The sequence below is a fragment of the Acinetobacter sp. 766875 genome, assembly GCF_000582055.1.
Lineage (GTDB): Bacteria > Pseudomonadota > Gammaproteobacteria > Pseudomonadales > Moraxellaceae > Acinetobacter > Acinetobacter nosocomialis.
Genome location: NZ_JEXX01000024.1, coordinates 38117 through 60864, shown reverse-complemented (window position 1 = coordinate 60864; position 22748 = coordinate 38117). Strand labels below are relative to the sequence as shown.

The following is a 22748-nucleotide window of genomic DNA, read 5'->3' as shown; positions in this document are numbered from 1 at the left end:
ATCCACACAAGTTGTTCTTCAATTCTCTTAATGATCTTCTTCCTGGTTCGTCACCAGCAAGCTAGGTCGGCTATATTACTCTTAATCTCTTAAAAGTCAACAGGTAATTTCGATATTTTTAAAACTTATTTCTCAAACCAACTTAACATTAAATTCATCACTTAAAGTAACCAATCTAATCTCAAGTAACTGTTTTTCAACAAGTTTCTATCTGCATCACCGCCGATGGATGTGCATTATAGACCATTAACTTACCTTTGCAAGCGGAAATTAGAAATTAATGACTTGAGCGTTCAATTTTAAACCAAAATACAAATCAAGTATTTGTTTTATATATATAATTATTTTTATTTCTTATTTTTGGCCTAAATAAGCCAGTATCATGCTTGATAATTCTCGTTTAAGTTGTTGTTCTGAGATAAGAAAATTGTTCTGGCTCACGTAACGCATCATCGTAAAAAGCGTACTATTAATAATTACAAAGGATGTATGCTTTACCTGCTCGAAGTCCCACTGATGAGGATTTCTACTAAATGTATATAAACCTACTTCAAAAAAATGCTTTTCTAAAATCTGAGCAGCTTGCGAATGACTATAGTCATGCCAATGTTTTAATACCTCTATAAAAAATCCGTGATCGGCTTTTAATGCATTAAATCCTAGCTCTATTGCCAAGGGGATAAGCAGATCTAAAGGAATATTCCCCTGCTGCATAACTAATTCTTTAAGCTGCTGCCCTAATAGTTCGCTTTTACGGCGTAATAGTTCTTCTATGATTTGATCTTTATTCTCAAAGTATTGGTAAATCGACCCAACACTTACTCCAGATTTCTCTGCAATTTTAGGCGTCGTCGTATGTAGTAATCCATATTGAGCAATACATTGCTGTGTCGCTTCTAAAATATGGTCAACAATAAGTTTTGAACGTTGTTGCTGTGGAGCTTTTCTCATTAGTTTTAATTCATTAAATGCGAATTGAATGCGAATAATTATTCATATTAGCCTATTTATTATTCAGTTCAATACGTAAGTAAAGATATGCAAATGATTAGCCCGACTCGACTTGCTTCTTTTAATGATATGCAAGACAGTAATTTCTTTACTCAGTTTTTAAATATCTGCTGTGAAAAACCAGTACAACCAAACTATACGGAATATGTATCTTTACAACGTGCTCTTTGCGAAGGGGACGTTGAAATGGATAAGCTGATTGATTGGGTTATGCAAAATCCCAAAGACCACCGAATAATTTTTGAGAAAATATTATTTCAAGGCCGCGATGATCTATCTGAGTCTCTACCTACTGAGTTAGAAAATTTCTTTAATTACATTGAACAAAAGCCTGAATGGTTAGACCAGCAACAAATTGATGAGGCTATTAAATTTATTCATCGTTTAGGAATAAATAATGGTTTTATTCTTAGAGATTTATCTTTAATGGGGGGATATTTATATCCGGGATTTAATCAACCCCTAATTTTAACCGGGGCATTAAAGAAACAAGCGAGTACTCGTTTAGCAGAAACCACAAAATGGTGGGTGGATATTACTGAACCTCAAGGGCTTTGTCGTTTGAGTGCAGGTTTTACGTCAACGATTTATGTTCGCTTTATTCATGCACTCGTTCGCCGGCAATTAAAAAAGTCTGAGCGTTGGGATAATGAAGTTTGGGGAATTCCTCTTAATCAATTTGATTTAGCCATGACTAATTTGGCTTTTAGTAGTGTAGTTTTACTCGGTATTAGAGCTTTAGGTATATGGCCAACAAAACAAGAGGCAAAGAGTTTTTTACATTTTTGGCGTTATGTTGGTTGGTTAATGGGAATTGATGAAAAGTGGCTTATTCAATCTGAAACTGAAGGCTGGCGATTACTTTACTGGATGCAGTTTGCTCATCCTCGTTCCGATCACAGCAGTATTGAATTAGGATCAAGCTTATCTAAAGAGCCTTTTGAGAGACAATATCTGCATTTGCGTTCTTTACAGCAGAAACTTGCTTATCGGCAACATTTAGAACTTACCCAATTTTTTATTGGTAAGAAAAGGATGAAACTACTCGGATTGCCTCAGCAGTCTGCTTCATGGTTTGCTTATTATCTGATTTTGCGTAATTCAGTACTTTTTAACGGCGCAAAATTTTCACCAAAAGTTGAAAGGTTTTTAACTCAATCGGGTCGTAATTTACAAAAACTTGGTCTACGTCTTTATGAAAATCAAGGCAAGATAAAAACCTTAGCAAGTATGCATCAATAATTATTAAAACCTAAAAATAAAAAATGGAAGCCCGTTATCCGGACTTCCATTTTCAAATATTAAAAACCTTATTGAGCTGATGAACTGTGCATTTCAGCGTGATTCATTTGCTCATGCGTTTCCATCATCTGCTTATTTTTTTGACTAGGCATATAGTCAGGTTCATTGTTGATGGCCAAGTAAAAAACAATCATAAACAATACACTCAAGATAGACGCCACAATAAGTAACTTCCATCCCCACCAAGACTGTTCAGGCGATAATTTATTAGTCATTTCATTTCTCTCTTAAATTAATTCATTTAATTCGCTAAGCTGATCAAAACTTCATGCTCATACGAACCCAGTAATTTCTTCCGATATTGTTAAACTGCTCTTCGCTCGCAAATCCAAAGCCTGCACTACCAGCTTTATTTAAGTGTTCGGTATAGGTCTTATCTAATACGTTATCAATGCCAACAGAGACATCAATATCTTTACGAAGGTTATAACTTCCGTTTAAAGAAAGTGTTGAGAAACCTTTACTTGGTTTTAGGTCATATCCCACGATATTACCTTGATGTAGACTCACACGGTTTTGCTCAGCAACAGCTCGCCACAACAGGCCTAAGTTATATTTGTCGGCTACATAGCGAATATTTAACCGACCTTCTAACGGGGAAATTTGAGGTAACGGTTTGTCATCTGTGGTGTTTTTACCCCACGCATACATAGCACTCAAATCTGCCTGAATATGATCGGTAAATTGATATCCAATACCTGCTTCTGCACCAGCAATAGTTGCATCAACATTCTTGGCACCTGCAGTAATATCATGGCTCATATCATGCCCACCCATTCCCATACTCGGGTGATGGTGATAACTCATTAATATGTAGTCATCTACTAAGCCTGCATAAGCAGAAGCCCATGTGTTTAAAGCACCATGTTGTTGTTGGAAGCCTAGATCTAACTGCAATGTTTTCTCAGGATTCACACCGTTAAAGGTATTGGTTGAGCCAGCATTACCATGTTTAGGAGAGAAAAGCTCCCAATAATCAGGCATACGCTCTACATAACCTAAACCGATATAGCTTTTGAAGTCATGCTCAGGATGTTGGTTTTCCCAGCGAACAAATGCGCTTGGCAAAGTCTTCTCAAGCTTCGTATTAAAGCCTTGGGCTTTAGAATCGGCTCGCTCATCTTCAACTGTTACCCGATCTAAACGTGCACCTGTAACCAGCTTATTTTGATCGTTCCATTGATAACCGAGTTCACCAAAAGCACCATATGATTGAAAACGCATATCTTGACTAAACGGCATATTCATTTTTGGTGAAGACATGCTTCCACCATGTTTATTAAATTGAGAATCTACCCCAGTGATCAGGCTCCATTTATTCCATTCAGTGGTCATGACTAAACGTGAATTTAGTGTTCTACGCGTTACTTGCATAGCTGATTTATCTAGATACATTTCATGAGTTTCATGATCATGCTTTAGTTCTGGCTGCCGCAAGCTAAAGTTATCCATAATATGGTCGTTATAGCTATAGTTCACCTGCCCTTCAATTTTCTTGATCACATCAGTGATATTCTTCTTTTCAAAACGAAGTCCTAAACTTTCACGCGCAAACTGAGAACCATCCATTGAACGTCCAGCATAAAGCGATTCACCATCAGATTTCCCACCCGTGATTTCAACCCACGTGTTTTCATCTGGAGTAAAGCCAAGCGCTACATCAGCATTCCACTTTTTCCATGCTGACGGCACGGTATTGCCATCACCGTCTTGATAACTATTGGACTCGGAGCGGTTGGCATTTAAACGGATATATTTTTTCTCATCGCCAACTGCTGCTTCAACATTATGGTCAATACGTCCATATGAACCTAGTAAAACACTTGCTTGCCCACGATAAGGTTTTTCGGAGGTAAGTTTCTCAGGCTGACGTTCAAACAGGACTGTTGCTGCCGAACCAGTATTGGCATATTGAACCGTTTGCGGACCTTTAATCACAGAAATACGATCATAGCTTTCTGGTGAAATATAAGAAGTTGGAGCATCCATACGGTTTGGGCATGCACCGAGGTTCTCCGTACCGTCTGTTAGAATTTTAATACGTGAACCAAACATCCCTCGGAATGTCACATCACCATTTGTTCCACCGCTTTGTATTGAGTTAAAACCCATAATACTTTGTAAATAGTCTGCGCCATCTGTAGCAGGTACTGGCTGAATTGGCTGTTTCGGGTCTGCATGTACAATCAGACCATTTGCATCGTTGCCTTGCTGTGCTGTAACAACAATAGGTGCTAATGAATGAAGTGTGTTGGTATCAGTATCATTTTTCTCTGAATCGGCAAAAGCTAAGCCTGAATGAGAAACAGCAAGCATCGCAACCCATAAAGGTTGTAGTAAAAATTTAGAATGTGGCATTTTTATACGCTCTAAAACATAAATAAAGTGATATTGAAGTCAATAAAGACCCCAACAAAAATTGCTTTTATTTATGCAAATAGAGGCGGTGCACGCCCTTGCGGAAGTAAGAAGAGTCGCTGTAGCGCAAAATAAACATGTCTAAATGCTTGTTGATAAGCGACTAAGCGAACTTGTATACGAACAAGCACCTCTTTTACGCCAAATTCAGGTGGTAAAACCAGATTGGCATAGACAGTACAATATTGGCACTGGTGATTTGCATCATGGTGGTCATGATGTTCAGGTACTTGTGCCTGTCCGATATGGTGGTCGTGATGTGAATGGTGCATGGCATGTGACATGGTTTCCATCTGTGCCTTAGGTTTAAGCAAAGCACGGGTAATAGTTTCACAGACCGGAGCAATTTGATATTGCTTCGGTAATAGCGGCTGTAGAAATACCGCAATCTGTAAAAACACTGCTGCACATGCGAGCAACAGACCACTACGAAAAACCAAAAATCACATCCACGCTATATTGATGTTTGAAAACTTTTAACGTTTTACCGCAACTTTTTCACGCTCGCGTTGGCGAACAATCTTTTCGACTTTTTCACGTGCACGCTGACGTTTAAGTGGCGACAAATAATCCACAAACAATTTGCCTTTTAAGTGATCCATTTCATGTTGGATACAAACAGCGAGAAGTCCGTCAGCTTCTATCTCAAATGCTTGACCTTCAAGGTTAATTGCCTCGATTTTCACACGTGACGGACGGTCAACTTTATCGTATATTTGTGGCACTGATAGACAGCCTTCTTCGTACGGCTGCGTCTCTTCAGTCAGTGGAGTTATTTTGGGGTTAATGAAAACCATAGGTTCATCTTTAGATTCAGACAAATCCATGACGATAAGCTGAATATGACGATCGACCTGAGAAGCTGCTAAACCAATACCGGGTGCCGCATACATGGTTTCAAACATATCTGCTGCAAGTTGACGAATTTCATCAGTAACTTCTTCAACAGGCTTAGCAATGGTACGAAGACGGGGATCAGGAAAACTTAAAATAGGTAATAAGGCCATACTGACGTCCTCACTTATGCCATTGATTGAAAAACCAAATGAAGGAAATACTTCATCGAAAAATTGTGTGTAAGCCGCCTATTATAACGCATCTGCACGCATAATTTTTAGGAATTATCATAATGAAAAAGGTTTTTAACGGCATGGCTGAATTTCATGCTTTGGGGATAAAGAAGCATTTACTTGCTTTAGCACTCTGTACAACTGTCTCACTAGGTACGGTAGCAGAGGTTCATGCTGCCAGTCCAAATCATAATCCACCTTCTCTTAAAAGCAATGCACCGAATGTGTATGTTGTAAAACGTGGGGATACCCTATGGGATATTTCCGGCCATTTTCTCAATAAGCCATGGCGTTGGCCTGAAATTTGGGCAAGTAATCAACATGTCAAAAACCCTCACTGGATTTATCCGGGCGATCGATTACTGTTATGTAGCTTAGATGGACGTCCACTTGTGGGCAAAGATGAAGGGGATGGCTGTGTAGGCATTATTCGTCGTTACACAGGTCAAACCACAAACTTACAACCACAAGTTCGCGTAGAAGCATTAAATAATAGTGTGCCAGTTATCCCACTTGAACATATTAAACAGTGGTTAGAGAACAGCACTATTTTCCCCGCCGATTCAATTACCAACACACCTTACGTTGTTGGTACAGCCGACCAACGTGTACTTGCAGGAAAAGGTCAAACTATTTATGCAAGAGGAAAAGGTCTAGTTGATGGTCAGCGTTATGCAGTCTATCGAGAAGGTGAACCTTACTATTTCACAGATAGTAAAGGTAAAAAGCATAGCCTTGGTATTGAGCTACTACAGGTTGCTTCAGGTGTTGCGGTATCTTCTGAAAAAGACATTACTACATTAGAGCTAACAGATAGTTATAACGCTGAAGTACGTCGTGGCGATCGTGTTATGCCTGAAGAACAAGCTACTTTGCCAACCTTATTTTACCCAGTAGATGCCAAACAAGTGACTGATGGGGGCAAAATTATTCGTGTCATGGGTTCAATCGGTAGAGCTGCAAAACATAGTGTAGTGACTTTAGACCGCGGCACAGCACAAGGTGTTCAGGTAGGTCAAGTTTTTGATATTACACAACAAGGCGAGACAATTCGCGATCCTAAAACTAAAGAAGCGATTCAACTTCCTGGACAACAAATTGGGAGTCTGATGGTTTTTAGAACTTTTGATCAGCTGAGTTATGCCTATGTTCTAGAAAGCGATTTGCCTATTAAAGTCGGCTCAAGCATTCAGCCACCTCGCTTTAATGATTAATGTTGGATGTACCTTCTACAATGCTCACCCAACTTTCTTCACACCATTACCACACGCTTAAAGTGTGGTATTTGGTGCAGCACTCATCAGTTAGTTTTAAAAAAATTATCGATTATTTTGGAACTTGTGAAAAAGCAACTCAACCTGATGGTTTAGTAAAGTGGTCCTCTCTGGGGCTACATGCTAATCACTTAAAGCGTGTAAACGAATTTCAAACGGCACAAGGCCAAGCTCAGTTCGAACAGCTTATACAACAAGTTCAGCAGCATACTGATTTTATTTTGACGCCCGATGACTCTGGCTACCCTACTCAATTACTCCCTTATACAGATCATCCGCCTGTTATTTTTGGAAAAGGTCAGGCACAGGCATTATTACAACCGCAAATTGCGATTGTCGGTAGCCGAAAACCAAGCCCACATGGACGTCAGGTGGCTTATGATTTTGCCTACTATTTAAGTGAAAAGGGCTTTTTTATTAGTAGTGGCCTGGCTTATGGCATTGATGAAGCAGCTCATCAAGGTGCATCCGCTCATCAACGTACAATTGCAGTCACGGGTACGGGCCTAGACACTACTTATCCAGCTCAAAATAAAAAACTGGGAGAACATATTTTGGCTCAGAACGGCGCCATTATTACTGAGTTTTTACCAGGTACACCACCATTACAACAGCATTTCCCACGTAGAAACCGAATTGTCAGTGGTTTGAGTTTAGGCGTTTTGGTGGTAGAAGCGACATTAAAAAGCGGCTCACTCATCACGGCCAATAAAGCTGCTGAACAAGGCAAAACCGTATTCGCTATTCCGGGTCATATTTATAGTGAGTTCCATCAAGGATGCCATCAACTTATTCGTGAGGGAGCAATTTTAGTTGATCATCCCGAACAAATTATTGAAGACCTCGCCTTACCAACTCAATGGCAAAGCCAGCAACACAGTCAAAATGAAGAAACTAATACGAATACTCCAGAAATTCCTGAGCATTTGATTGACCTTTATCAGTCTTTAGACTGGGTAGGACAAAATATTGACCAGCTTGTAATTCATCACAATGTTTCGGTTTCTGAACTGACCTCTTCACTAATGGAACTAGAACTACTCGGTTTATGTATGCAACAATCAGGGCTGTATTTACGTTGTCGTTCTTAGTATTAGAGCGCACAATAGCGATTCTGTTTGATTGAAAGGAAAGTATTACCATGATTACGACCTCAGTGACCGAAGCAGCCGAATGTTTACAACAAGGTCAAGTTTTGGCATATCCAACTGAGGCAGTCTGGGGACTAGGCTGTGATCCATTTAATGAACAAGCTTTTCAAAAGATTCTTGAATTGAAACAGCGCCCTATTGAAAAGGGCGTCATTTTATTGGCTGGCCATATTAGTCAAGTAGAACATCTACTAACTTCCTTACCGCAAACGACTCAGCAAGAAATTATTGATTGCTGGACGAACCACCAACCATCAGAAAGAGCCACAACTTGGCTATTGCCAGCCGATCAACACATTCCTTCATGGATTAAAGGCGAGCATCCTCTTGTTGCAGTCCGTGTAACGACACATCCTTTATGTGTCGCTTTATGCAATGCTTTTCATGGATTTATTGTCTCGACGAGTGCCAACCCTAGTGGACAAGAACCAGCCCATTCTTTACAAGATGCCTGCCAATACTTTGGTTCACAATTAAACTATCTCAATGGTGATTTAGGTCAAAGCCAACAGCCAAGCCGCATCATTAACGCCTTAACTGGTGAAGTCATTCGTCCTTAATTCCAGACAAAAAAAAGCTCAGTTATATAGGGATAACTGAGCATAAAAAAGGATGGGTATATACCACATCCAGAGGGTTTGGATATCTCTGGAACGAAAGAAAAATTGCTTAAAAGAGCATCTTTCGTAGTGGTCGCTATTATGTGGTAAGAGACTAAATGAGAGAAATATATTATTTCTCTAAAAAAAGCATGAAAAGTGTAGGGAATTTGGCGTTTTTAGCAATTAAGTTAAAATTATATTAATATTTTTATTGGTCTTTTTTAATATTTATATTACACAATATTTTTATAAATATATTTATAAATCATATAGAAAAGCTTGGATTAACAAAAAAATTGGCATATTTTCATTACTTTTTTTAAAAATATGCCATAGTTTTTTTATTATTCTTAATTTTGCTCTGGCAGGAGATCTGATTTTTTAGATTTAACCTTCTTTTGTGCCATGATAATACCCACGAGAATCATAATTCCACCGAAAGTATGATAGATCGTCCATTGCTCAGATAACCAGAGGCTTGCAATAATGGCTGTGAACACTGGTACAAGGTTCATAAATATACTGGTTCTATTTGGCCCGATTTGTTGTACAGCCAACATCCAAACTAACGGCGCAATTAAAGAAGCAAATACACCGGCATAAATTGCACTTGGCGCATTTTGTGCATTTAAGCCATCAAGACCAAACCAGAAAATTAAAGGTAAATGGAACAGCACAGAAAACCCAATCTGGACATATAAGCTCGTCATAATTGGAAGTGGAAGCTGCCATTTCTTTAAGAAAACCCCATAAAATGCATAGAAGAATACAGCAACAATCATGAGCGCATCACCAAGATGCCCTCCACCACTTAATAGCTTATTAATATTTCCTTGGGACATGACATATAGCAAACCCGCAAAAGATAAAATACTACCAAAAACAGCAAAACGATTAGGTACATCTTTTAAAATCGCAAGAGAAACAAAAATAGTAAAAATCGGAATAAAGGCATTAACAATACCCATATTAGTTGCACTGGTATAATGAGCCGCCGTATAAGCAAGGCCTTGATAAAGCACCATCCCAAATGCACTTAACACAGCAAGCTTAGGTAAATAGGGTATTACTATTCGTCTTTGTCTCCAAACAGATATAAACATAAATGGAGTCAAAATAATAAAGGCAATTAACCACCGATAAAAACTAATGCTAACTGGAGAAATATAATCCGAGACGTAGCGGGTGACTACAATATTTAAAGACCAAATCAGTACTGCCAGAATGGGAAAAATAAATGCCCATTTGTGATATTTCATGACCTGACTCATAGTAATACACCATCTACAAAAGAGATTTTATTTTGAAGAATGTCTTAATAAATTGAAATATCGCATTTCCGACATTGATATTGAACTTAGGACATCATTAATTTTTTAAAATAATGTCCAAGCTTTCATGGCATGTTCTACCACTTTATGTAGTTGCTCAGTGGTCGCGCCATCTCTCGCTTGAATAGTCAGTCCTTGAATAACAGTAGCATAGAAGTCTGTCATTTCTTGTAGAGGAGCATTAGCTGATAAATCACCCTGCTCTACACCCTGTTCCAAACGTTTTAATAATTTTTCTTTAGTTTTTATACGCTTATCTAATAGATTTTGTTGGACCTCTTGTGTCGCATCAGAGCAATTCATAGCTGCAACCACCAACATACAACCTGCTGGTTTATTGGGTTGAACCAATCGTTTTACATTGTCATAAAGATACAACTCAAAAGCAATTTTTGCAGTTTTTGCTTCTAAAAAGATCGTTTCAATAGGACATGCTTCATGAGCTAAGTAATAATCAATACTTTTATAAAACAAGCCTGCCTTATCGCCAAAAGTACTGTATAAACTAGGCGCCGTAATTTCTAAAGCCTGCGTTAAGTCACTAATAGACGTTGCTTCATAACCATGTGCCCAAAAAAGCAACATAGCCTTCTCTAAAACTTGCTGTTCATCAAAGCATTTAGGGCGTCCACGCTTCTTTTTCAGCGTATCTTCATTAACCATAAGATCTGTTTCATGCCTATTTGTCATAAAGATCACATCTATTTTTATAACAATCGTTATTAAATTAATTGACGTTCGATTTTTTATCAACTATTTTATTTTCATAATGATCGTTAGTTAATTAAAAAATTGCCTTTCTTCACTCCAAATTTAGCCAAGTAAGGATTTATTATGGACCAATCTACTACCTCTAAACCGCGACCCACGGCCTCCACTCAAGGGAGCTGGTTTGCCATTTTGGCCGTTGCCATTGCAGCATTTGCATTAGTAACAAGTGAATTTTTACCTGTTGGTGTTTTAAATAGCGTTGCAGCTGATTTACATATTTCTGTGGGTACAGCTGGTCTTATTATTACCGTACCCGGCATTATGGCAGCGATTGCGGCCCCACTATTACCTGTTTCAGTAAAACAACTTGACCGTCGTTATGTTCTTATTTTACTGACAGCAATTATGGTGATTGCCAATACCATTACTGCTTTTGCAGAAAACTTTCATGTTTTATTACTGAGCCGCTTAATTTTAGGCATCTCAATTGGCGGTTTCTGGGCAACAGCGATAGCCTTAAGCGGTAAGCTCGCACCTGCACATTTGCCGATTGCTAAAGCAACTGCTGTAGTCATGGCTGGTGTAACGTTTGCCACTGTACTAGGAGTCCCGATTGGAACATGGCTAAGTGAGTTTTATGGATGGCGTAGTGCATTTGGTATTACAGCTGCGATCGGTCTTGTTGTACTCGTACTTCAGCTGATTTTCTTACCTAAACTTGTACCAGACTCAGCAATTCACATAAGAGATTTACCAGCACTATTACGCACTCCTAAGGCACGTAGTGGCATGTTAATTGTTTTATTAATTGGTCTTGCTCACTTCTGTGCTTATAGTTATTTAGCACCTTTCTTTAAAAATATTGCAGGATTCAACGGTACCACTATTAGTTCATTACTATTGCTTTACGGAATTGCTGGTATTTTTGGAAATGCATTTGCAGGATATAGCGGCAACTTAAACGTCCGTTACACTCTAGCCTTCGTTGGAACATGTTTTGCAATCGTGTTTTTTGGCTTCCCTATCTTTGCTATTCATGAATTTGGTGCCATCGTTTTGACTGCACTATGGGGCTTTGCATTCGGTGCCTTTCCTACCTCTGCCAATATATGGATGTTTGTACACGCACCTCATGCAGTGGAAAAAGGTATGCCGCTCTTTGTTGGTATGTTCCAAGTCATGATTGCTACAGGCTCATTATTAGGTGGCTATGTAGTTGATCATTTCAATGAAAATACTTTAATTTATGGTGTATTAAGCTTCGTTGCTTTAGCATTAATTAGTACATTTACCTTTGCCAAAGGCTTAAATAATCCTAAAGCGACTTGTGAAAATTAAAATATTATTCAGAGTAAATAGATGAAAAATGAGGACCAACAATTTTCCTTATTGAACAATATAGAAGTTCATGAATTTCTATATGAAAAAGAAGATATTGTTCGTCCTCATGCTTCACTTTGGGGAGATTTTAATTTCAGTTTGAATGGCATTTTGGAAATGCAAGTAGAAGAACAAATCTACTTATCTCCTCCAAGCTATGGACTTTGGATTCCACCTCAAACGGTCCATCAATCTACTCATATCGACCATGAAATTCACTATATTTGTATTCGACTACACCCTAGCCTCTGTTCTATTTTAAGTGATGTCTGTAAATGCTTTAGTATTCAGCCTTTCTTTCGAACTCTGGTTTTACAAATTTTGGAACAGCAAAAACAAAATGGAAAACCTGAATACTTAGAACATCTTTTGCAAGTTCTATTTGATCAATTACAACAAGCCACAGCATATTCTCATTACTTACCCCAAACACGTCATCCAGTTTTACTACCAATTTTGGAAAAGCTTTCAGATCCACTGCTCTTTAACCACTCTCTACAACAATTACTTCAGAATTTTTCAGTCAGTGATCGTCATTTATTACGCTTAAGTCAGCAAGAGTTACAACTTTCTTTATCCGAATGGCGTAATAGAGCCAAAATTGTTTATGCCATTCATCAAATTCGACAAGGCATGCCGATTAAACGTTTAGCATATGATTTAGGTTATCAACACAGTTCCAGTTTTATTGAATTTTTTAAGAGATATACCGGCCAAACCCCTGTTCAAATCAGAAACAATTAGATCATAGACTGCTTTTTCTTCTCTTTTTATTTTTTGAACACGAATATTATTGCACTCTTCAAGAATAGCAGTTAAAACAAATGCGTTACTTGATATCAATTACAATCTTCAGGAAAGACACATGACTCAATCTGTATACCATATTCCAGTAAAAGCTATTTCAGGCGAAACGGTTGACCTTGACCAATATAAAGGTAAGGTTTTATTAATCGTAAACACAGCATCTAAATGTGGTTTAACTCCACAATACGAAGGTTTAGAAAAGCTTTATCAAGCGAAAAAAGATCAAGGTCTTGAAATCTTAGGTTTCCCTGCAAATAACTTCAAAGAACAAGAGCCTGGTTCAGATGAAGAAATTCAACAATTCTGTTCATTAAACTACGATGTTCATTTCCCGCTTTTCTCTAAAATTTCTGTAGCAGGTGCAGATAAACATCCTCTTTATCAAGCACTGACAACAGCTCAACCAGAACGCATTGGTGATGGTCCTTTCCGTGAGCGTTTAGAAGGTTTAGGCATTCCAACAAACCCTGCTCCAGAAGTATTATGGAACTTTGAGAAATTCCTCATCAATAAAAATGGTGAAGTTGTTGCTCGTTTTGCGCCAAACTTAACAGCAGACGATGAACAAATTGTAAAAGCAGTTGAAGCTGAACTCGCTAAATAATTTTTAGCGCAATTTAAGAAAAAAGAGTGCTACGGCACTCTTTTTTTATTGTCTGGTCAAAATGTTGTTCATTTGCAACAATACCTTATTTCTACATATTTTATGCATATAGTACGCACTTGCTTTACTTGGTATTGTTTGTAGTTATGAAAAAAGTTTTACAAGGCGCATTTTTTCCATTTGTGATTTTTGCTTCCGGTATGTTGTTACTTGGATGCGATCAGGCACAAGACCATGCTAAGGAACAAGAATCTGCTCAAACCAATGACGAAGTATCAGAACAAGCAGATGATTCTCAACAAGAAATCGCACCTACTAAAAATAAAGCTGAGTTAAAAAGCGGTAATGTTTTTTATATCGTTCGTGATGCAGCTAACTTACAGTTAAAGGCAGGCGACTATATTGAAAAGCTTAAAGACACTCAACTTGATGTTGAACAAGCCATCCAAGATAAAGATCAACAAGAACTAAAAACAACTGTGACCACTTTAAAACAGCAGTTAAAAGGCTTAAATCAAGCACTATTGACTTTAGATATAAGAAGTCAGGAAGTTGAAAATATTCGTCAAAACCTACTACAAGCAAACCAACAAGCTTTAAGTATGCCTTTATTAAATGGAAAATTAGAACAAATTGATTTCGACCAAATTGAGAAGCAACTCAATACCATCCAAATGGATATGGTCAAACTTGCTGCACTGATTATGGCAGGAGATGAAAAGTCTGATTCAAAAACTGATTCTTAATTTTCTTTCTAACAATAAAAAAAGCCACCGTAAGGTGGCTTTTTCAATCTCGAACCGCGTCTTATTGAGCGCGGTTTTTGATTTTACGGATTGTTTCAAGCTGGCCTGAGATCTCTGAAAGAGATGCCAAAGCAGCAGCTGAGTCCAAATCACTCTTTTGGTTTGCAAGCAATTGTTCAGCATTTTTACGTGCTTCTAAAATTGCAGCTTCATCCAAATTGTCAGCACGGATTGCAGTATCTGCAAGAACCGTTACAACATGAGGTTGAACTTCTAAAACACCGCCAGATACATAGACGATTTCTTCTGTACCATTTTCCAACAGAACACGAATCGGGCCCGGTTGAAGCAAAGTTACAAGTGGAGCGTGACCTGGCAAAATACCAAGTTCACCACCTGCACCTTTCGCGATTAACATCGTCACTGCGCCAGAGTAAATAGACTCTTTAACACTTACGACATCACATTGCATAGTCGCCATGAGATGATCTCCTTAAATTAGAGTTTCTCAGCTTTAGCAATCACTTCGTCAATACCACCAACCATATAGAACGCTTGTTCTGGGATGTGATCGTATTCACCAGCTAATAGACCTTTAAAGCCACGAATCGTTTCTTTAAGTGGTACTAATTTACCAGGAGCACCAGTAAATACTTCAGCTACGTGGAATGGTTGAGAGAAGAAACGTTGGATTTTACGCGCACGGTAAACAACCAATTTATCTTCTTCTGCCAATTCATCCATACCCAAGATTGCGATGATGTCTTTAAGCTCTTTATAGCGTTGCAATACGTTTTGTACTGCGCGCGCAATTTCATAGTGCTCTTGACCAACAACTAATGGGTCTAACTGACGTGAAGTTGAGTCAAGTGGATCGATCGCTGGATAAATACCAGAAGATGCGATGTCACGGCTCAATACTACTGTTGCATCTAAGTGAGCAAATGTAGTTGCAGGCGATGGGTCTGTTAAGTCATCGGCAGGTACGTATACTGCTTGGATCGAAGTGATCGAACCAGATTTAGTAGACGTAATACGCTCTTGAAGAACACCCATTTCTTCTGCAAGTGTAGGTTGGTAACCTACCGCAGATGGCATACGACCTAACAATGCTGATACTTCAGTACCCGCAAGTGTATAACGGTAGATGTTGTCGACGAATAATAATACGTCACGACCTTTACCATTTTCGTCTTTTTGATCACGGAAGTATTCAGCCATAGTCAAACCAGTTAACGCTACGCGTAAACGGTTGCCTGGTGGCTCGTTCATCTGACCGTAGACCATTGCTACTTTGTCAAGAACGTTAGAATCTTTCATTTCGTGATAGAAGTCGTTACCTTCACGAGTACGCTCACCAACACCAGCAAACACAGATAAACCTGAGTGTGCTTTTGCGATGTTGTTGATCAATTCCATCATGTTAACGGTTTTACCAACACCCGCACCACCGAATAAACCAACTTTACCACCTTTTGCGAACGGGCAAAGTAAGTCAATTACTTTAATACCAGTTTCTAAAAGATCAGTAGAAGCTGCTTGTTCAGCATAAGAAGGCGCTTGACGGTGAATCGGCAAACGTTCTTCAGTCGCAACAGGACCTGCTTCATCGATAGGACGACCTAAAACGTCCATGATACGGCCAAGAGTGGCTGTACCAACTGGAACAGAGATCGGTGCGTTTGTGCTAGTTACAGTAAGACCACGTTTAAGACCTTCTGTAGAACCCATTGCGATGGTACGAACAACACCATCACCAAGTTGTTGCTGAACTTCTAAAGTAGTTTCAGTACCGTCAACTTGGAGAGCGTCATAGATCTTAGGAACGCTTGTGCGCTCAAACTCGACGTCGATAACCGCGCCGATGATCTGAATGATACGACCGCTACTCATTGCTGTCTCCTCAATTCAAACTTAATAATGTTAAACGGCAGCGGCACCGCCAACGATCTCGGAAATTTCCTGAGTAATCGCGGCTTGACGCAGCTTGTTGTAAATGAGTTGTAGGTCTTTAATCAATTGTCCTGCGTTGTCTGTCGCTGCTTTCATCGCGACCATACGAGCTGACTGCTCACATGCAACGTTTTCAATCACACCTTGATAAACCATAGACTCGATATAGCGAACCAACAAACCATTTAACAATTCTTCTGCTTCTGGTTCGTAGATATAATCCCAACCATAAGTACGGTTGAGGTAATCGCCTTCTTCTGCTGGTGCTAAAGGAACAAGTTGTTCTACTTTAGGCTGCTGAGTCATTGCATTAACGAAGCCATTTGATACGAGATAGATACGATCTAATTCGCCTTTATCAAATGCATCAAGCATAACTTGCACTGAGCCAGTTAACTGTTCCAAACTTGGCGCATCGCCAAGTTGGGTAGTTGCACCAAGCACTTTACCGCCGTAATTCTTAAAAAACGAAACCGCTTTTTGACCAATTAAAGCAAATTCAACTTCAATTGACTGCTGTTGTTGTGCTTTGACATGCTGCACAACTTTCTTGAACAAGTTAATGTTCAAGCCACCTGCCAAACCACGATCTGAAGACACTACGATATAGCCAACACGCTTAACTGGGCGGTCAACCATATAACGGTGTTTATATTCAGGGTTTGCTTGTACCAAGTGAGCAATTACACGGCGCATATTATCGGCATACGGACGGCCTTGAGCCATGCGCTCTTGCGCACGACGCATTTTAGAAGCAGCTACCATTTGCATCGCGCGAGTAATCTTTTGCGTGCTCTTGATACTAGCTACTTTGGCGCGAATTTCTTTTAAATTTGCCATACGCTTAACCTAGTATTCGAAAGCCCTTTCGAGCTTCCGAAGGTTGATCCGTGAACCAAACTTAACTAAAACTGAACTTAGTAAGTTTGAGTCGCTTTAAAGCTTTCAATACCTGCTTTGATTGCTGCTTCGATGTCTTTGTTGTAATCACCAGTTTCATCGATTTGTTTCATCAACGGAGCATATTCAGAACGGAAGTAAGCAATTAACGCAGCATCAAAGTCTACGATTTTCTTAACTTCTACGTCAGCCATATAGCCTTCGTTAGATGCATAAACAGAAACAGCTTGGTCAGCAATTGAGTAAGGAGCATATTGTTTTTGCTTCATTAACTCAGTTACGCGTTGACCATGTTCAAGTTGCTTACGAGTTGCTTCGTCAAGGTCAGAAGCAAACTGAGCAAACGCAGCCAATTCACGGTATTGTGCTAAAGCAGTACGGATACCACCAGACAATTTTTTGATGATCTTAGTTTGAGCAGAACCACCAACACGAGATACAGAGATACCCGCGTTCACAGCAGGACGGATACCTGCGTTGAATAATGATGTTTCTAAGAAGATCTGACCGTCAGTAATCGAAATTACGTTCGTTGGTACGAATGCAGATACGTCACCTGCTTGAGTTTCAATAATTGGCAATGCAGTTAAAGAACCAGTTTGACCAGTTACTGCGCCATTAGTGAATTTCTCAACGTATTCAGCAGATACACGAGAAGCACGTTCAAGAAGACGTGAGTGAAGATAGAATACGTCACCTGGATACGCTTCACGACCTGGTGGACGACGTAAAAGCAATGAAATTTGACGGTAAGCAACAGCTTGCTTAGACAAATCATCATAAATGATAAGAGCGTCTTCACCGCGGTCACGGAAGTATTCACCCATTGTACAGCCAGAGTACGGAGCTAAGTACTGCATTGCAGCAGGATCAGCAGCCGCAGCAGCGACAACAGTTGTATACGCCATAGCGCCAGTTTCTTCTAGCTTACGTACAACGTTTGCAATTGTTGATTGTTTTTGACCAATCGCAACGTATACACACTTAATGCCAGAGTTTTTCTGAGCGATAATCGCATCGATCGCCATTGCTGTTTTACCAGTTTGACGGTCACCAATAATCAACTCACGCTGACCACGACCCACAGGAATCATGGTATCAACTGATTTATAACCAGTTTGAACAGGCTCGTCTACAGATTGACGCCAAATTACGCCTGGTGCTACTTTTTCAACAGCATCAGTTAATTTTGCATCAATTGGGCCTTTACCATCAATTGGGTTACCCAAAGCATCTACTACACGGCCAAGAAGTTCGGGACCAACTGGAACTTCTAAAACACGACCTGTACAACGAGCTTTTTGACCTTCTTGAAGGCTTAGGTAGTTACCTAAAACAACGGCACCCACTGAATCCTGTTCTAGGTTCAGTGCCATACCAAATAAGCCGCCGTCGAATTCGATCATTTCACCGTACATTGCATCAGCAAGACCGTGAATACGCACGATACCGTCGGATACCATAACAATGGTACCTTCGTTTTTAGCGGTCGCGCTGGTGTCCAGATCTCCGATACGCTGTTTAATGAGCGCACTGATCTCGGATGGATTCAGTTGTTGCATTGCGCTATTCCTCAATCTTTTATTAGTTCAGTCTTCATCATTTGCATTATGCAAGAAGACGAGTACGCATTTTTTCAAGCTTGTTAAGCGCAGAATCATCTATCACTTGATCGCCTGCACGAATAACCACACCTGCAATCAAAGCAGGATTAACTTCGACAGAAACATTAACTGCTGCCTTGAAGCGTTTTTCTAACGCATGTGCAAGCAATTGTTCCTGAACAGAAGTTAACGGAAACGCCGATTCAATCACGACATCAACCATATTGTTATTCTGTGATTTAAGCTGTTCATATTCTGCTGCAATTTCAGGTAACAACACTAATCGATCGTTATCTGCAAGAAGTGTCAAAAAGTTAGACACTGCTTGAGATTGATCTTCACCTAAAACTTTAGCAAAAAGCTTCACTTGCTCCGCAGGAGTAAGTTCAGGGCGATTTAAATAAGCGGAAAATGCTTCGTCTTGCACCGCAGCACTGAGCACTTGTAACGCATTCGACCAATTGTCTGTTGCACCTTGCTCAGAAGCATAAGCAAATGCTGCTTTGGCATACGGACGTGCCAACGTCAAGAGTTCAGCCATAATTCGCCTCGCTTAAAGTTTAGCAGCCAGCTGAGACAGCATGGCGTTATGAGCTTCTGCATCAACTTGTTGGTTCAGGATCTTTTCTGCACCAGTCACTGCCAAGGCAGCTACTTGTTGACGTAATTCTTCGCGAGCAGAATTGATCTCTTGATCAACAACTTCTTTAGCTTGTTGACGAATACGCTCACCTTCAGCCGCAGCTTGAGTACGAGCTTCTTCGATCAATTGCGCTGCACGACGGTTCGCTTGTTCGATCAATTGAGCCGCTTGTGCTTTAGCTGCATCAAGCTCTTGCTTCACTTGCGCTTGTGCATCGGCAAGGTCAGCTTTCGCTTTTTCTGCTGCATTTAAGCCATCAGCGATTTTACGCTGACGCTCACTAATCGCATTGATTAGTGGTGGCCAAACAAACTTCATGCAGAATGCGACAAAAAACGCAAACGCAATCGCTTGACCAATCAATGTGAGGTTGATATTCATTGCAATTCCTCAAATAGTGGATTTCGGAATTAAGCTGATTAACCTACAAATGGATTAGCGAAGATGAAGAACAAGCCAATACCAACACCGATCATAGGCACAGCATCAAGAAGACCCGCGATTAAGAACATACGAGTTTGAAGTTGTGGAGCTAATTCTGGTTGACGAGCTACAGCTTCTAAAAAGCGACCACCCAAAAGACCAAAACCAATCGCAGTACCCAAAGCACCGAAAGCGATCAAGATAGCAGATGCAATTGCAACTAGACCTAAAGTGAGTTCCATGAAAAATTCCTCAGAGGTTAGGTTATTACCAAATTAAATTAAAAAAATTCAGCCCAACCATCATTTGATAGTTAGGCAATACCATTAATGTTTTTCGCTTGCCATGCTCAAGTAAACGATGGTAAGCATCATAAAGATGAATGCCTGCAACGTGATTACAAGAATGTGGAAGATCGCCCAAGGCACAGATAACGCCCATTGAATCCAGAACGGCAATAATGCGATCAGGATAAAGATTAACTCACCGGCATACATGTTACCGAACAGTCGGAGAGCCAATGAAATAGGACGAGCAAGGAATGTTACCAATTCCAAAATCAAGTTCACTGGAATAAGCAACGCTTTTGCAACTGGATTACTTGGGTTAAATGGGTTAAGTGCCAACTCGCCTACGAAACCACCAACACCCTTCTCGCGGATGCTGTAGAACAAGATAAGTACAAATACAGATAAAGACATACCAAGGGTAATGTTTGGATCTGTAGATGGAACGATCTTGAAGTAAACGTGGTGAGGGTCCATGCCAAATACGTGAGCACCAACAAATGCAGCAACTTGAGGAATCCAGTCAACTGGAATCAAGTCCATTAAGTTCATGAGGAAAATCCACACGAAAATAGTGAGTGCAAGTGGAGCAATTAAACGTGATTTGCCATGAAAAGTATCACGGACACTTGAGTCAACAAACTCAATGATCATTTCAATTGCAGATTGGAATTTTGTTGGAACGCCAGCTTTCGCAGTTTTCGCAACCATCCAAAACAACAAACAGAAAATCACACCAAGGCCAATTGACCAACCCATTGAATCCAAGTGAATTGCAGTGAACCCCATCGAATGAGCTTCTTCAGCAGTCTCAGCCAATTTCCATGTACCGTCTGGCATTTTGCCATAGGTCATATTGGTCAAGTGATGCTTGATATACTCTGTCGAAGTGAGGGCATGTTCTTCAGCAGCCATAAATCACACCTGGTCAATGTCAATTACTAAAAAGAAGGGAAACGAACATCGGCGTACTGTCGATATCTCGCCACCCTCCAAAAAATCTTCAATTCTTCTTGTTTCTATACTCGTTTTTGTAGACGTGAAACCCAAAAAGGAGCAACCCACGACATCGCTTGAACGAGGATAAAACCAAACAGCAATGCTAACGGTGATAAAGGTTTAACATTGCTCAAAATCAAAATAAATCCAACGATCATAATTGCAAATTTGCCTAACATGCCCCTATACATGTTAGACAACACTTGTTTAGATGCTCTCGCACCTGCCGTCCTGAAGGATTGCCACGCAAAATAACTGGTAGCAAGCCAGCAGACCAATGCACCAAGTGCCGCACTTAATGCTGCTGTCATGTCTTTTATGCTCCACGCCACAAGTGCGGAAACAGGGATCATGCATGCTTGTAAGAAGACCAAAGCTTTTGCTAATCGTCGGTCAATCAAGCGACTAGTTTGGCTCATTATTTATCCACTCACAGCATAAATGCTTGACAAGTTTAGCTGATGATCGCTTTTAATCGCAGGCATTATAGAGTTACACCCCTGAACATGCAATCTTTTCCCGACTTTAGTCGGGGTTTTTCGTGACAGGTGGTGCTGACGCTACAGTCAGCCTTTGTTTACTTTTTATCTTACTTTTGCGTATTTAATACACATTTATCGGTTTTTATCGCCAGTTTCTTCCATGCTGTTACAAAATCGTCCTCATTATTCATACTTTCATCAACGGGTTGGAAGGTAATACTGCCCAGTTTCTGATACTGACCCTTTGTTGTGAAACTTTCTGCAAGTAAACACATCTGAGGTTTTGGTCGATTATCATTAAGATACTTAATTTGAGCTGCTGTAGGAGCAACATGCGGGTCATCCGTTAAAGCACCTGCAAACTTTAAATTAAGCGAGCGTTCCAAATACTGATAAGCATCATGATAAGACCAATATGGTTTCCCATTACTTGAGCTATCGTAAGCTTGAGCTGCCTGTAACATATTCCGGGCAAATATATTGGCATTATTCCAATACTTTGCTTTGTTTTCAGGATGCTGCTGTGAACGCAAAGCTGCAATAAAAAAGCCAATCCGTACTGCATTGTTTGGCTCCAACCACACATGCGTATCCACAGTATTTGGTAAAGCAGCACCACGCGTATTACGCTGCGGCAAAATAGAAAGAATACCACTGTCTAATAAAGAAATTGCTTTCTTATTGTTACTCAGCAGTTTGTTTAGCGGAGCTTCATGAGCCTTTCCTAACCAAATCACCAAAGAGGCATCATTGATTGCTTTACGATGTGCCGGGGTGAGTTGTACGTCATGTCCACTTTGGCCCTGAAGTAATAATTGAGGTTCTTCAACACCTTTGGTAATTTCTTTTGCAATCAAATAGATTGGGTGTGTAGAGACAACCAAACCCTGACTCCAACCTAGCGTACTCAAAAGAGAGAACATACTGAAAACAAAAACGCGGAACATGACAGACCATCAATTAGTAATAGCTCGAAGCATGTTATAATATAACAAAGTTACAAAAATACCTAAGATTAATCGAATGAAGCATCGCTTCATGCTAATATTC

Annotated in this window: 24 protein-coding genes and 1 pseudogene; 8 read left to right on the top strand and 17 right to left on the bottom strand. The window is 39.8% G+C overall.

The window, feature by feature from the left end:
• Positions 1–380: 380 nt before the first annotated feature.
• A pseudogene (locus tag J576_RS16535) lies at positions 381–951 on the bottom strand (TetR/AcrR family transcriptional regulator).
• A gap of 87 nt (positions 952–1038) precedes the next feature.
• On the opposite strand from J576_RS16535, the gene J576_RS16530 reads away from it, so the two are divergent.
• Positions 1039–2253 (top strand): oxygenase MpaB family protein, encoded by a 1215-nt coding sequence (locus tag J576_RS16530; RefSeq protein WP_025468004.1) that lies wholly within the window; start codon positions 1039–1041, stop codon positions 2251–2253.
• Positions 2254–2321: 68 nt separating this feature from the next.
• On the opposite strand, the gene J576_RS16525 is transcribed toward J576_RS16530, so the two are convergent.
• The 4 genes from J576_RS16525 to def form a co-directional block, all read right to left on the bottom strand.
• Positions 2322–2528 (bottom strand): DUF4199 domain-containing protein, encoded by a 207-nt coding sequence (locus J576_RS16525; RefSeq protein WP_002054207.1) that lies wholly within the window; start codon positions 2526–2528, stop codon positions 2322–2324.
• Between the two features lie 43 nt (positions 2529–2571).
• Positions 2572–4671 carry a TonB-dependent copper receptor gene (locus J576_RS16520; protein ID WP_002054210.1) on the bottom strand — a complete coding sequence of 700 codons (2100 nt, stop codon included), beginning with the start codon at positions 4669–4671 and terminating at the stop codon, positions 2572–2574.
• Positions 4672–4742: 71 nt separating this feature from the next.
• Positions 4743–5171 carry a DUF2946 family protein gene (locus J576_RS16515; RefSeq protein ID WP_002054220.1) on the bottom strand — a complete coding sequence of 143 codons (429 nt, stop codon included), beginning with the start codon at positions 5169–5171 and terminating at the stop codon, positions 4743–4745.
• 36 nt (positions 5172–5207) lie between these two features.
• On the bottom strand, positions 5208–5738 hold the full coding sequence (gene def / locus J576_RS16510; RefSeq protein WP_002054252.1) for a peptide deformylase: 531 nt from the start codon (positions 5736–5738) through the stop codon (positions 5208–5210).
• Between the two features lie 122 nt (positions 5739–5860).
• Between def and J576_RS16505 the strand changes: the two genes are divergently transcribed.
• Genes J576_RS16505 through tsaC form a run of 3 tightly spaced genes read left to right on the top strand, consistent with a single transcriptional unit; the run spans position 5861 to position 8786 of the window.
• On the top strand, positions 5861–7015 hold the full coding sequence (locus J576_RS16505) for a LysM peptidoglycan-binding domain-containing protein (protein WP_033855696.1): 1155 nt from the start codon (positions 5861–5863) through the stop codon (positions 7013–7015).
• A gap of 20 nt (positions 7016–7035) precedes the next feature.
• Positions 7036–8166, top strand: a complete 1131-nt coding sequence (dprA, locus tag J576_RS16500) for a DNA-processing protein DprA (RefSeq protein WP_033855697.1) — start codon at positions 7036–7038, stop codon at positions 8164–8166.
• Between the two features lie 50 nt (positions 8167–8216).
• Complete coding sequence (tsaC, locus tag J576_RS16495; RefSeq protein ID WP_000633612.1) at positions 8217–8786, top strand: L-threonylcarbamoyladenylate synthase type 1 TsaC; 570 nt, start codon at positions 8217–8219, stop codon at positions 8784–8786.
• A gap of 392 nt (positions 8787–9178) precedes the next feature.
• Here tsaC and J576_RS16490 read toward each other — a convergent pair whose 3' ends face one another.
• Positions 9179–10099, bottom strand: coding sequence for a DMT family transporter (locus tag J576_RS16490; RefSeq protein WP_002054284.1), 921 nt, complete (start codon positions 10097–10099; stop codon positions 9179–9181).
• Between the two features lie 105 nt (positions 10100–10204).
• A complete protein-coding gene (locus tag J576_RS16485) occupies positions 10205–10858 on the bottom strand; it encodes a TetR/AcrR family transcriptional regulator (RefSeq protein WP_081401033.1) in 654 nt (217 codons plus the stop codon).
• Between the two features lie 135 nt (positions 10859–10993).
• On the opposite strand from J576_RS16485, the gene J576_RS16480 reads away from it, so the two are divergent.
• The 4 genes from J576_RS16480 (at position 10994) to J576_RS16465 (ending at position 14407) form a co-directional block, all read left to right on the top strand.
• Positions 10994–12208: an MFS transporter gene (locus J576_RS16480; RefSeq protein ID WP_002054287.1), complete on the top strand. Its 1215-nt coding sequence runs from the start codon at positions 10994–10996 to the stop codon at positions 12206–12208.
• A gap of 21 nt (positions 12209–12229) precedes the next feature.
• The gene (locus J576_RS16475; RefSeq protein WP_002054186.1) at positions 12230–12994 is read left to right on the top strand and encodes an AraC family transcriptional regulator; all 765 of its coding nucleotides are present in this window, start codon (positions 12230–12232) and stop codon (positions 12992–12994) included.
• A 121-nt stretch (positions 12995–13115) separates the two neighbouring features.
• On the top strand, positions 13116–13661 hold the full coding sequence (locus J576_RS16470) for a glutathione peroxidase (protein ID WP_002054204.1): 546 nt from the start codon (positions 13116–13118) through the stop codon (positions 13659–13661).
• Between the two features lie 146 nt (positions 13662–13807).
• Complete coding sequence (locus J576_RS16465; protein WP_002054214.1) at positions 13808–14407, top strand: PM1805 family lipoprotein; 600 nt, start codon at positions 13808–13810, stop codon at positions 14405–14407.
• A 61-nt stretch (positions 14408–14468) separates the two neighbouring features.
• On the opposite strand, the gene J576_RS16460 is transcribed toward J576_RS16465, so the two are convergent.
• The 10 genes from J576_RS16460 to J576_RS16415 form a co-directional block, all read right to left on the bottom strand.
• Positions 14469–14888: a F0F1 ATP synthase subunit epsilon gene (locus tag J576_RS16460; protein WP_002054176.1), complete on the bottom strand. Its 420-nt coding sequence runs from the start codon at positions 14886–14888 to the stop codon at positions 14469–14471.
• Positions 14889–14905: 17 nt separating this feature from the next.
• Complete coding sequence (atpD, locus tag J576_RS16455) at positions 14906–16300, bottom strand: F0F1 ATP synthase subunit beta (protein WP_002054158.1); 1395 nt, start codon at positions 16298–16300, stop codon at positions 14906–14908.
• Positions 16301–16330: 30 nt separating this feature from the next.
• A complete protein-coding gene (atpG, locus tag J576_RS16450) occupies positions 16331–17200 on the bottom strand; it encodes a F0F1 ATP synthase subunit gamma (RefSeq protein ID WP_002054178.1) in 870 nt (289 codons plus the stop codon).
• 77 nt (positions 17201–17277) lie between these two features.
• Positions 17278–18822, bottom strand: a complete 1545-nt coding sequence (atpA, locus tag J576_RS16445; protein WP_002054271.1) for a F0F1 ATP synthase subunit alpha — start codon at positions 18820–18822, stop codon at positions 17278–17280.
• 46 nt (positions 18823–18868) lie between these two features.
• The gene (locus tag J576_RS16440) at positions 18869–19405 is read right to left on the bottom strand and encodes a F0F1 ATP synthase subunit delta (protein WP_002054190.1); all 537 of its coding nucleotides are present in this window, start codon (positions 19403–19405) and stop codon (positions 18869–18871) included.
• Between the two features lie 12 nt (positions 19406–19417).
• Positions 19418–19888 (bottom strand): F0F1 ATP synthase subunit B, encoded by a 471-nt coding sequence (locus tag J576_RS16435; RefSeq protein ID WP_002054137.1) that lies wholly within the window; start codon positions 19886–19888, stop codon positions 19418–19420.
• A gap of 38 nt (positions 19889–19926) precedes the next feature.
• Complete coding sequence (atpE, locus tag J576_RS16430) at positions 19927–20172, bottom strand: F0F1 ATP synthase subunit C (protein ID WP_000424060.1); 246 nt, start codon at positions 20170–20172, stop codon at positions 19927–19929.
• 84 nt (positions 20173–20256) lie between these two features.
• Positions 20257–21132, bottom strand: a complete 876-nt coding sequence (gene atpB, locus J576_RS16425) for a F0F1 ATP synthase subunit A (RefSeq protein WP_002054274.1) — start codon at positions 21130–21132, stop codon at positions 20257–20259.
• Positions 21133–21236: 104 nt separating this feature from the next.
• Positions 21237–21635 (bottom strand): ATP synthase subunit I, encoded by a 399-nt coding sequence (locus J576_RS16420; RefSeq protein ID WP_000084237.1) that lies wholly within the window; start codon positions 21633–21635, stop codon positions 21237–21239.
• A 170-nt stretch (positions 21636–21805) separates the two neighbouring features.
• Entirely contained in the window at positions 21806–22645 is an 840-nt protein-coding gene (locus J576_RS16415) for a metal ABC transporter solute-binding protein, Zn/Mn family (RefSeq protein WP_004711044.1), read from the bottom strand.
• Positions 22646–22748: the final 103 nt, after the last annotated feature.

What these genes read in the sequence shown, in the direction of transcription:
- J576_RS16530 (WP_025468004.1), top strand. Translation starts at nt 1,039, where the DNA reads ATGCAAATGATTAGCCCGACTCGACTTGCTTCTTTTAATGATATGCAA.
- J576_RS16525 (WP_002054207.1), bottom strand. Translation starts at nt 2,528, where the DNA reads ATGACTAATAAATTATCGCCTGAACAGTCTTGGTGGGGATGGAAGTTA.
- J576_RS16520 (WP_002054210.1), bottom strand. Translation starts at nt 4,671, where the DNA reads ATGCCACATTCTAAATTTTTACTACAACCTTTATGGGTTGCGATGCTT.
- def (WP_002054252.1), bottom strand. Translation starts at nt 5,738, where the DNA reads ATGGCCTTATTACCTATTTTAAGTTTTCCTGATCCCCGTCTTCGTACC.
- J576_RS16505 (WP_033855696.1), top strand. Translation starts at nt 5,861, where the DNA reads ATGAAAAAGGTTTTTAACGGCATGGCTGAATTTCATGCTTTGGGGATA.
- dprA (WP_033855697.1), top strand. Translation starts at nt 7,036, where the DNA reads ATGCTCACCCAACTTTCTTCACACCATTACCACACGCTTAAAGTGTGG.
- tsaC (WP_000633612.1), top strand. Translation starts at nt 8,217, where the DNA reads ATGATTACGACCTCAGTGACCGAAGCAGCCGAATGTTTACAACAAGGT.
- J576_RS16490 (WP_002054284.1), bottom strand. Translation starts at nt 10,099, where the DNA reads ATGAGTCAGGTCATGAAATATCACAAATGGGCATTTATTTTTCCCATT.
- J576_RS16480 (WP_002054287.1), top strand. Translation starts at nt 10,994, where the DNA reads ATGGACCAATCTACTACCTCTAAACCGCGACCCACGGCCTCCACTCAA.
- J576_RS16475 (WP_002054186.1), top strand. Translation starts at nt 12,230, where the DNA reads ATGAAAAATGAGGACCAACAATTTTCCTTATTGAACAATATAGAAGTT.
- J576_RS16470 (WP_002054204.1), top strand. Translation starts at nt 13,116, where the DNA reads ATGACTCAATCTGTATACCATATTCCAGTAAAAGCTATTTCAGGCGAA.
- J576_RS16465 (WP_002054214.1), top strand. Translation starts at nt 13,808, where the DNA reads ATGAAAAAAGTTTTACAAGGCGCATTTTTTCCATTTGTGATTTTTGCT.
- J576_RS16460 (WP_002054176.1), bottom strand. Translation starts at nt 14,888, where the DNA reads ATGGCGACTATGCAATGTGATGTCGTAAGTGTTAAAGAGTCTATTTAC.
- atpD (WP_002054158.1), bottom strand. Translation starts at nt 16,300, where the DNA reads ATGAGTAGCGGTCGTATCATTCAGATCATCGGCGCGGTTATCGACGTC.
- atpG (WP_002054178.1), bottom strand. Translation starts at nt 17,200, where the DNA reads ATGGCAAATTTAAAAGAAATTCGCGCCAAAGTAGCTAGTATCAAGAGC.
- atpA (WP_002054271.1), bottom strand. Translation starts at nt 18,822, where the DNA reads ATGCAACAACTGAATCCATCCGAGATCAGTGCGCTCATTAAACAGCGT.
- J576_RS16440 (WP_002054190.1), bottom strand. Translation starts at nt 19,405, where the DNA reads ATGGCTGAACTCTTGACGTTGGCACGTCCGTATGCCAAAGCAGCATTT.
- J576_RS16435 (WP_002054137.1), bottom strand. Translation starts at nt 19,888, where the DNA reads ATGAATATCAACCTCACATTGATTGGTCAAGCGATTGCGTTTGCGTTT.
- atpE (WP_000424060.1), bottom strand. Translation starts at nt 20,172, where the DNA reads ATGGAACTCACTTTAGGTCTAGTTGCAATTGCATCTGCTATCTTGATC.
- atpB (WP_002054274.1), bottom strand. Translation starts at nt 21,132, where the DNA reads ATGGCTGCTGAAGAACATGCCCTCACTTCGACAGAGTATATCAAGCAT.
- J576_RS16420 (WP_000084237.1), bottom strand. Translation starts at nt 21,635, where the DNA reads ATGAGCCAAACTAGTCGCTTGATTGACCGACGATTAGCAAAAGCTTTG.
- J576_RS16415 (WP_004711044.1), bottom strand. Translation starts at nt 22,645, where the DNA reads ATGTTCCGCGTTTTTGTTTTCAGTATGTTCTCTCTTTTGAGTACGCTA.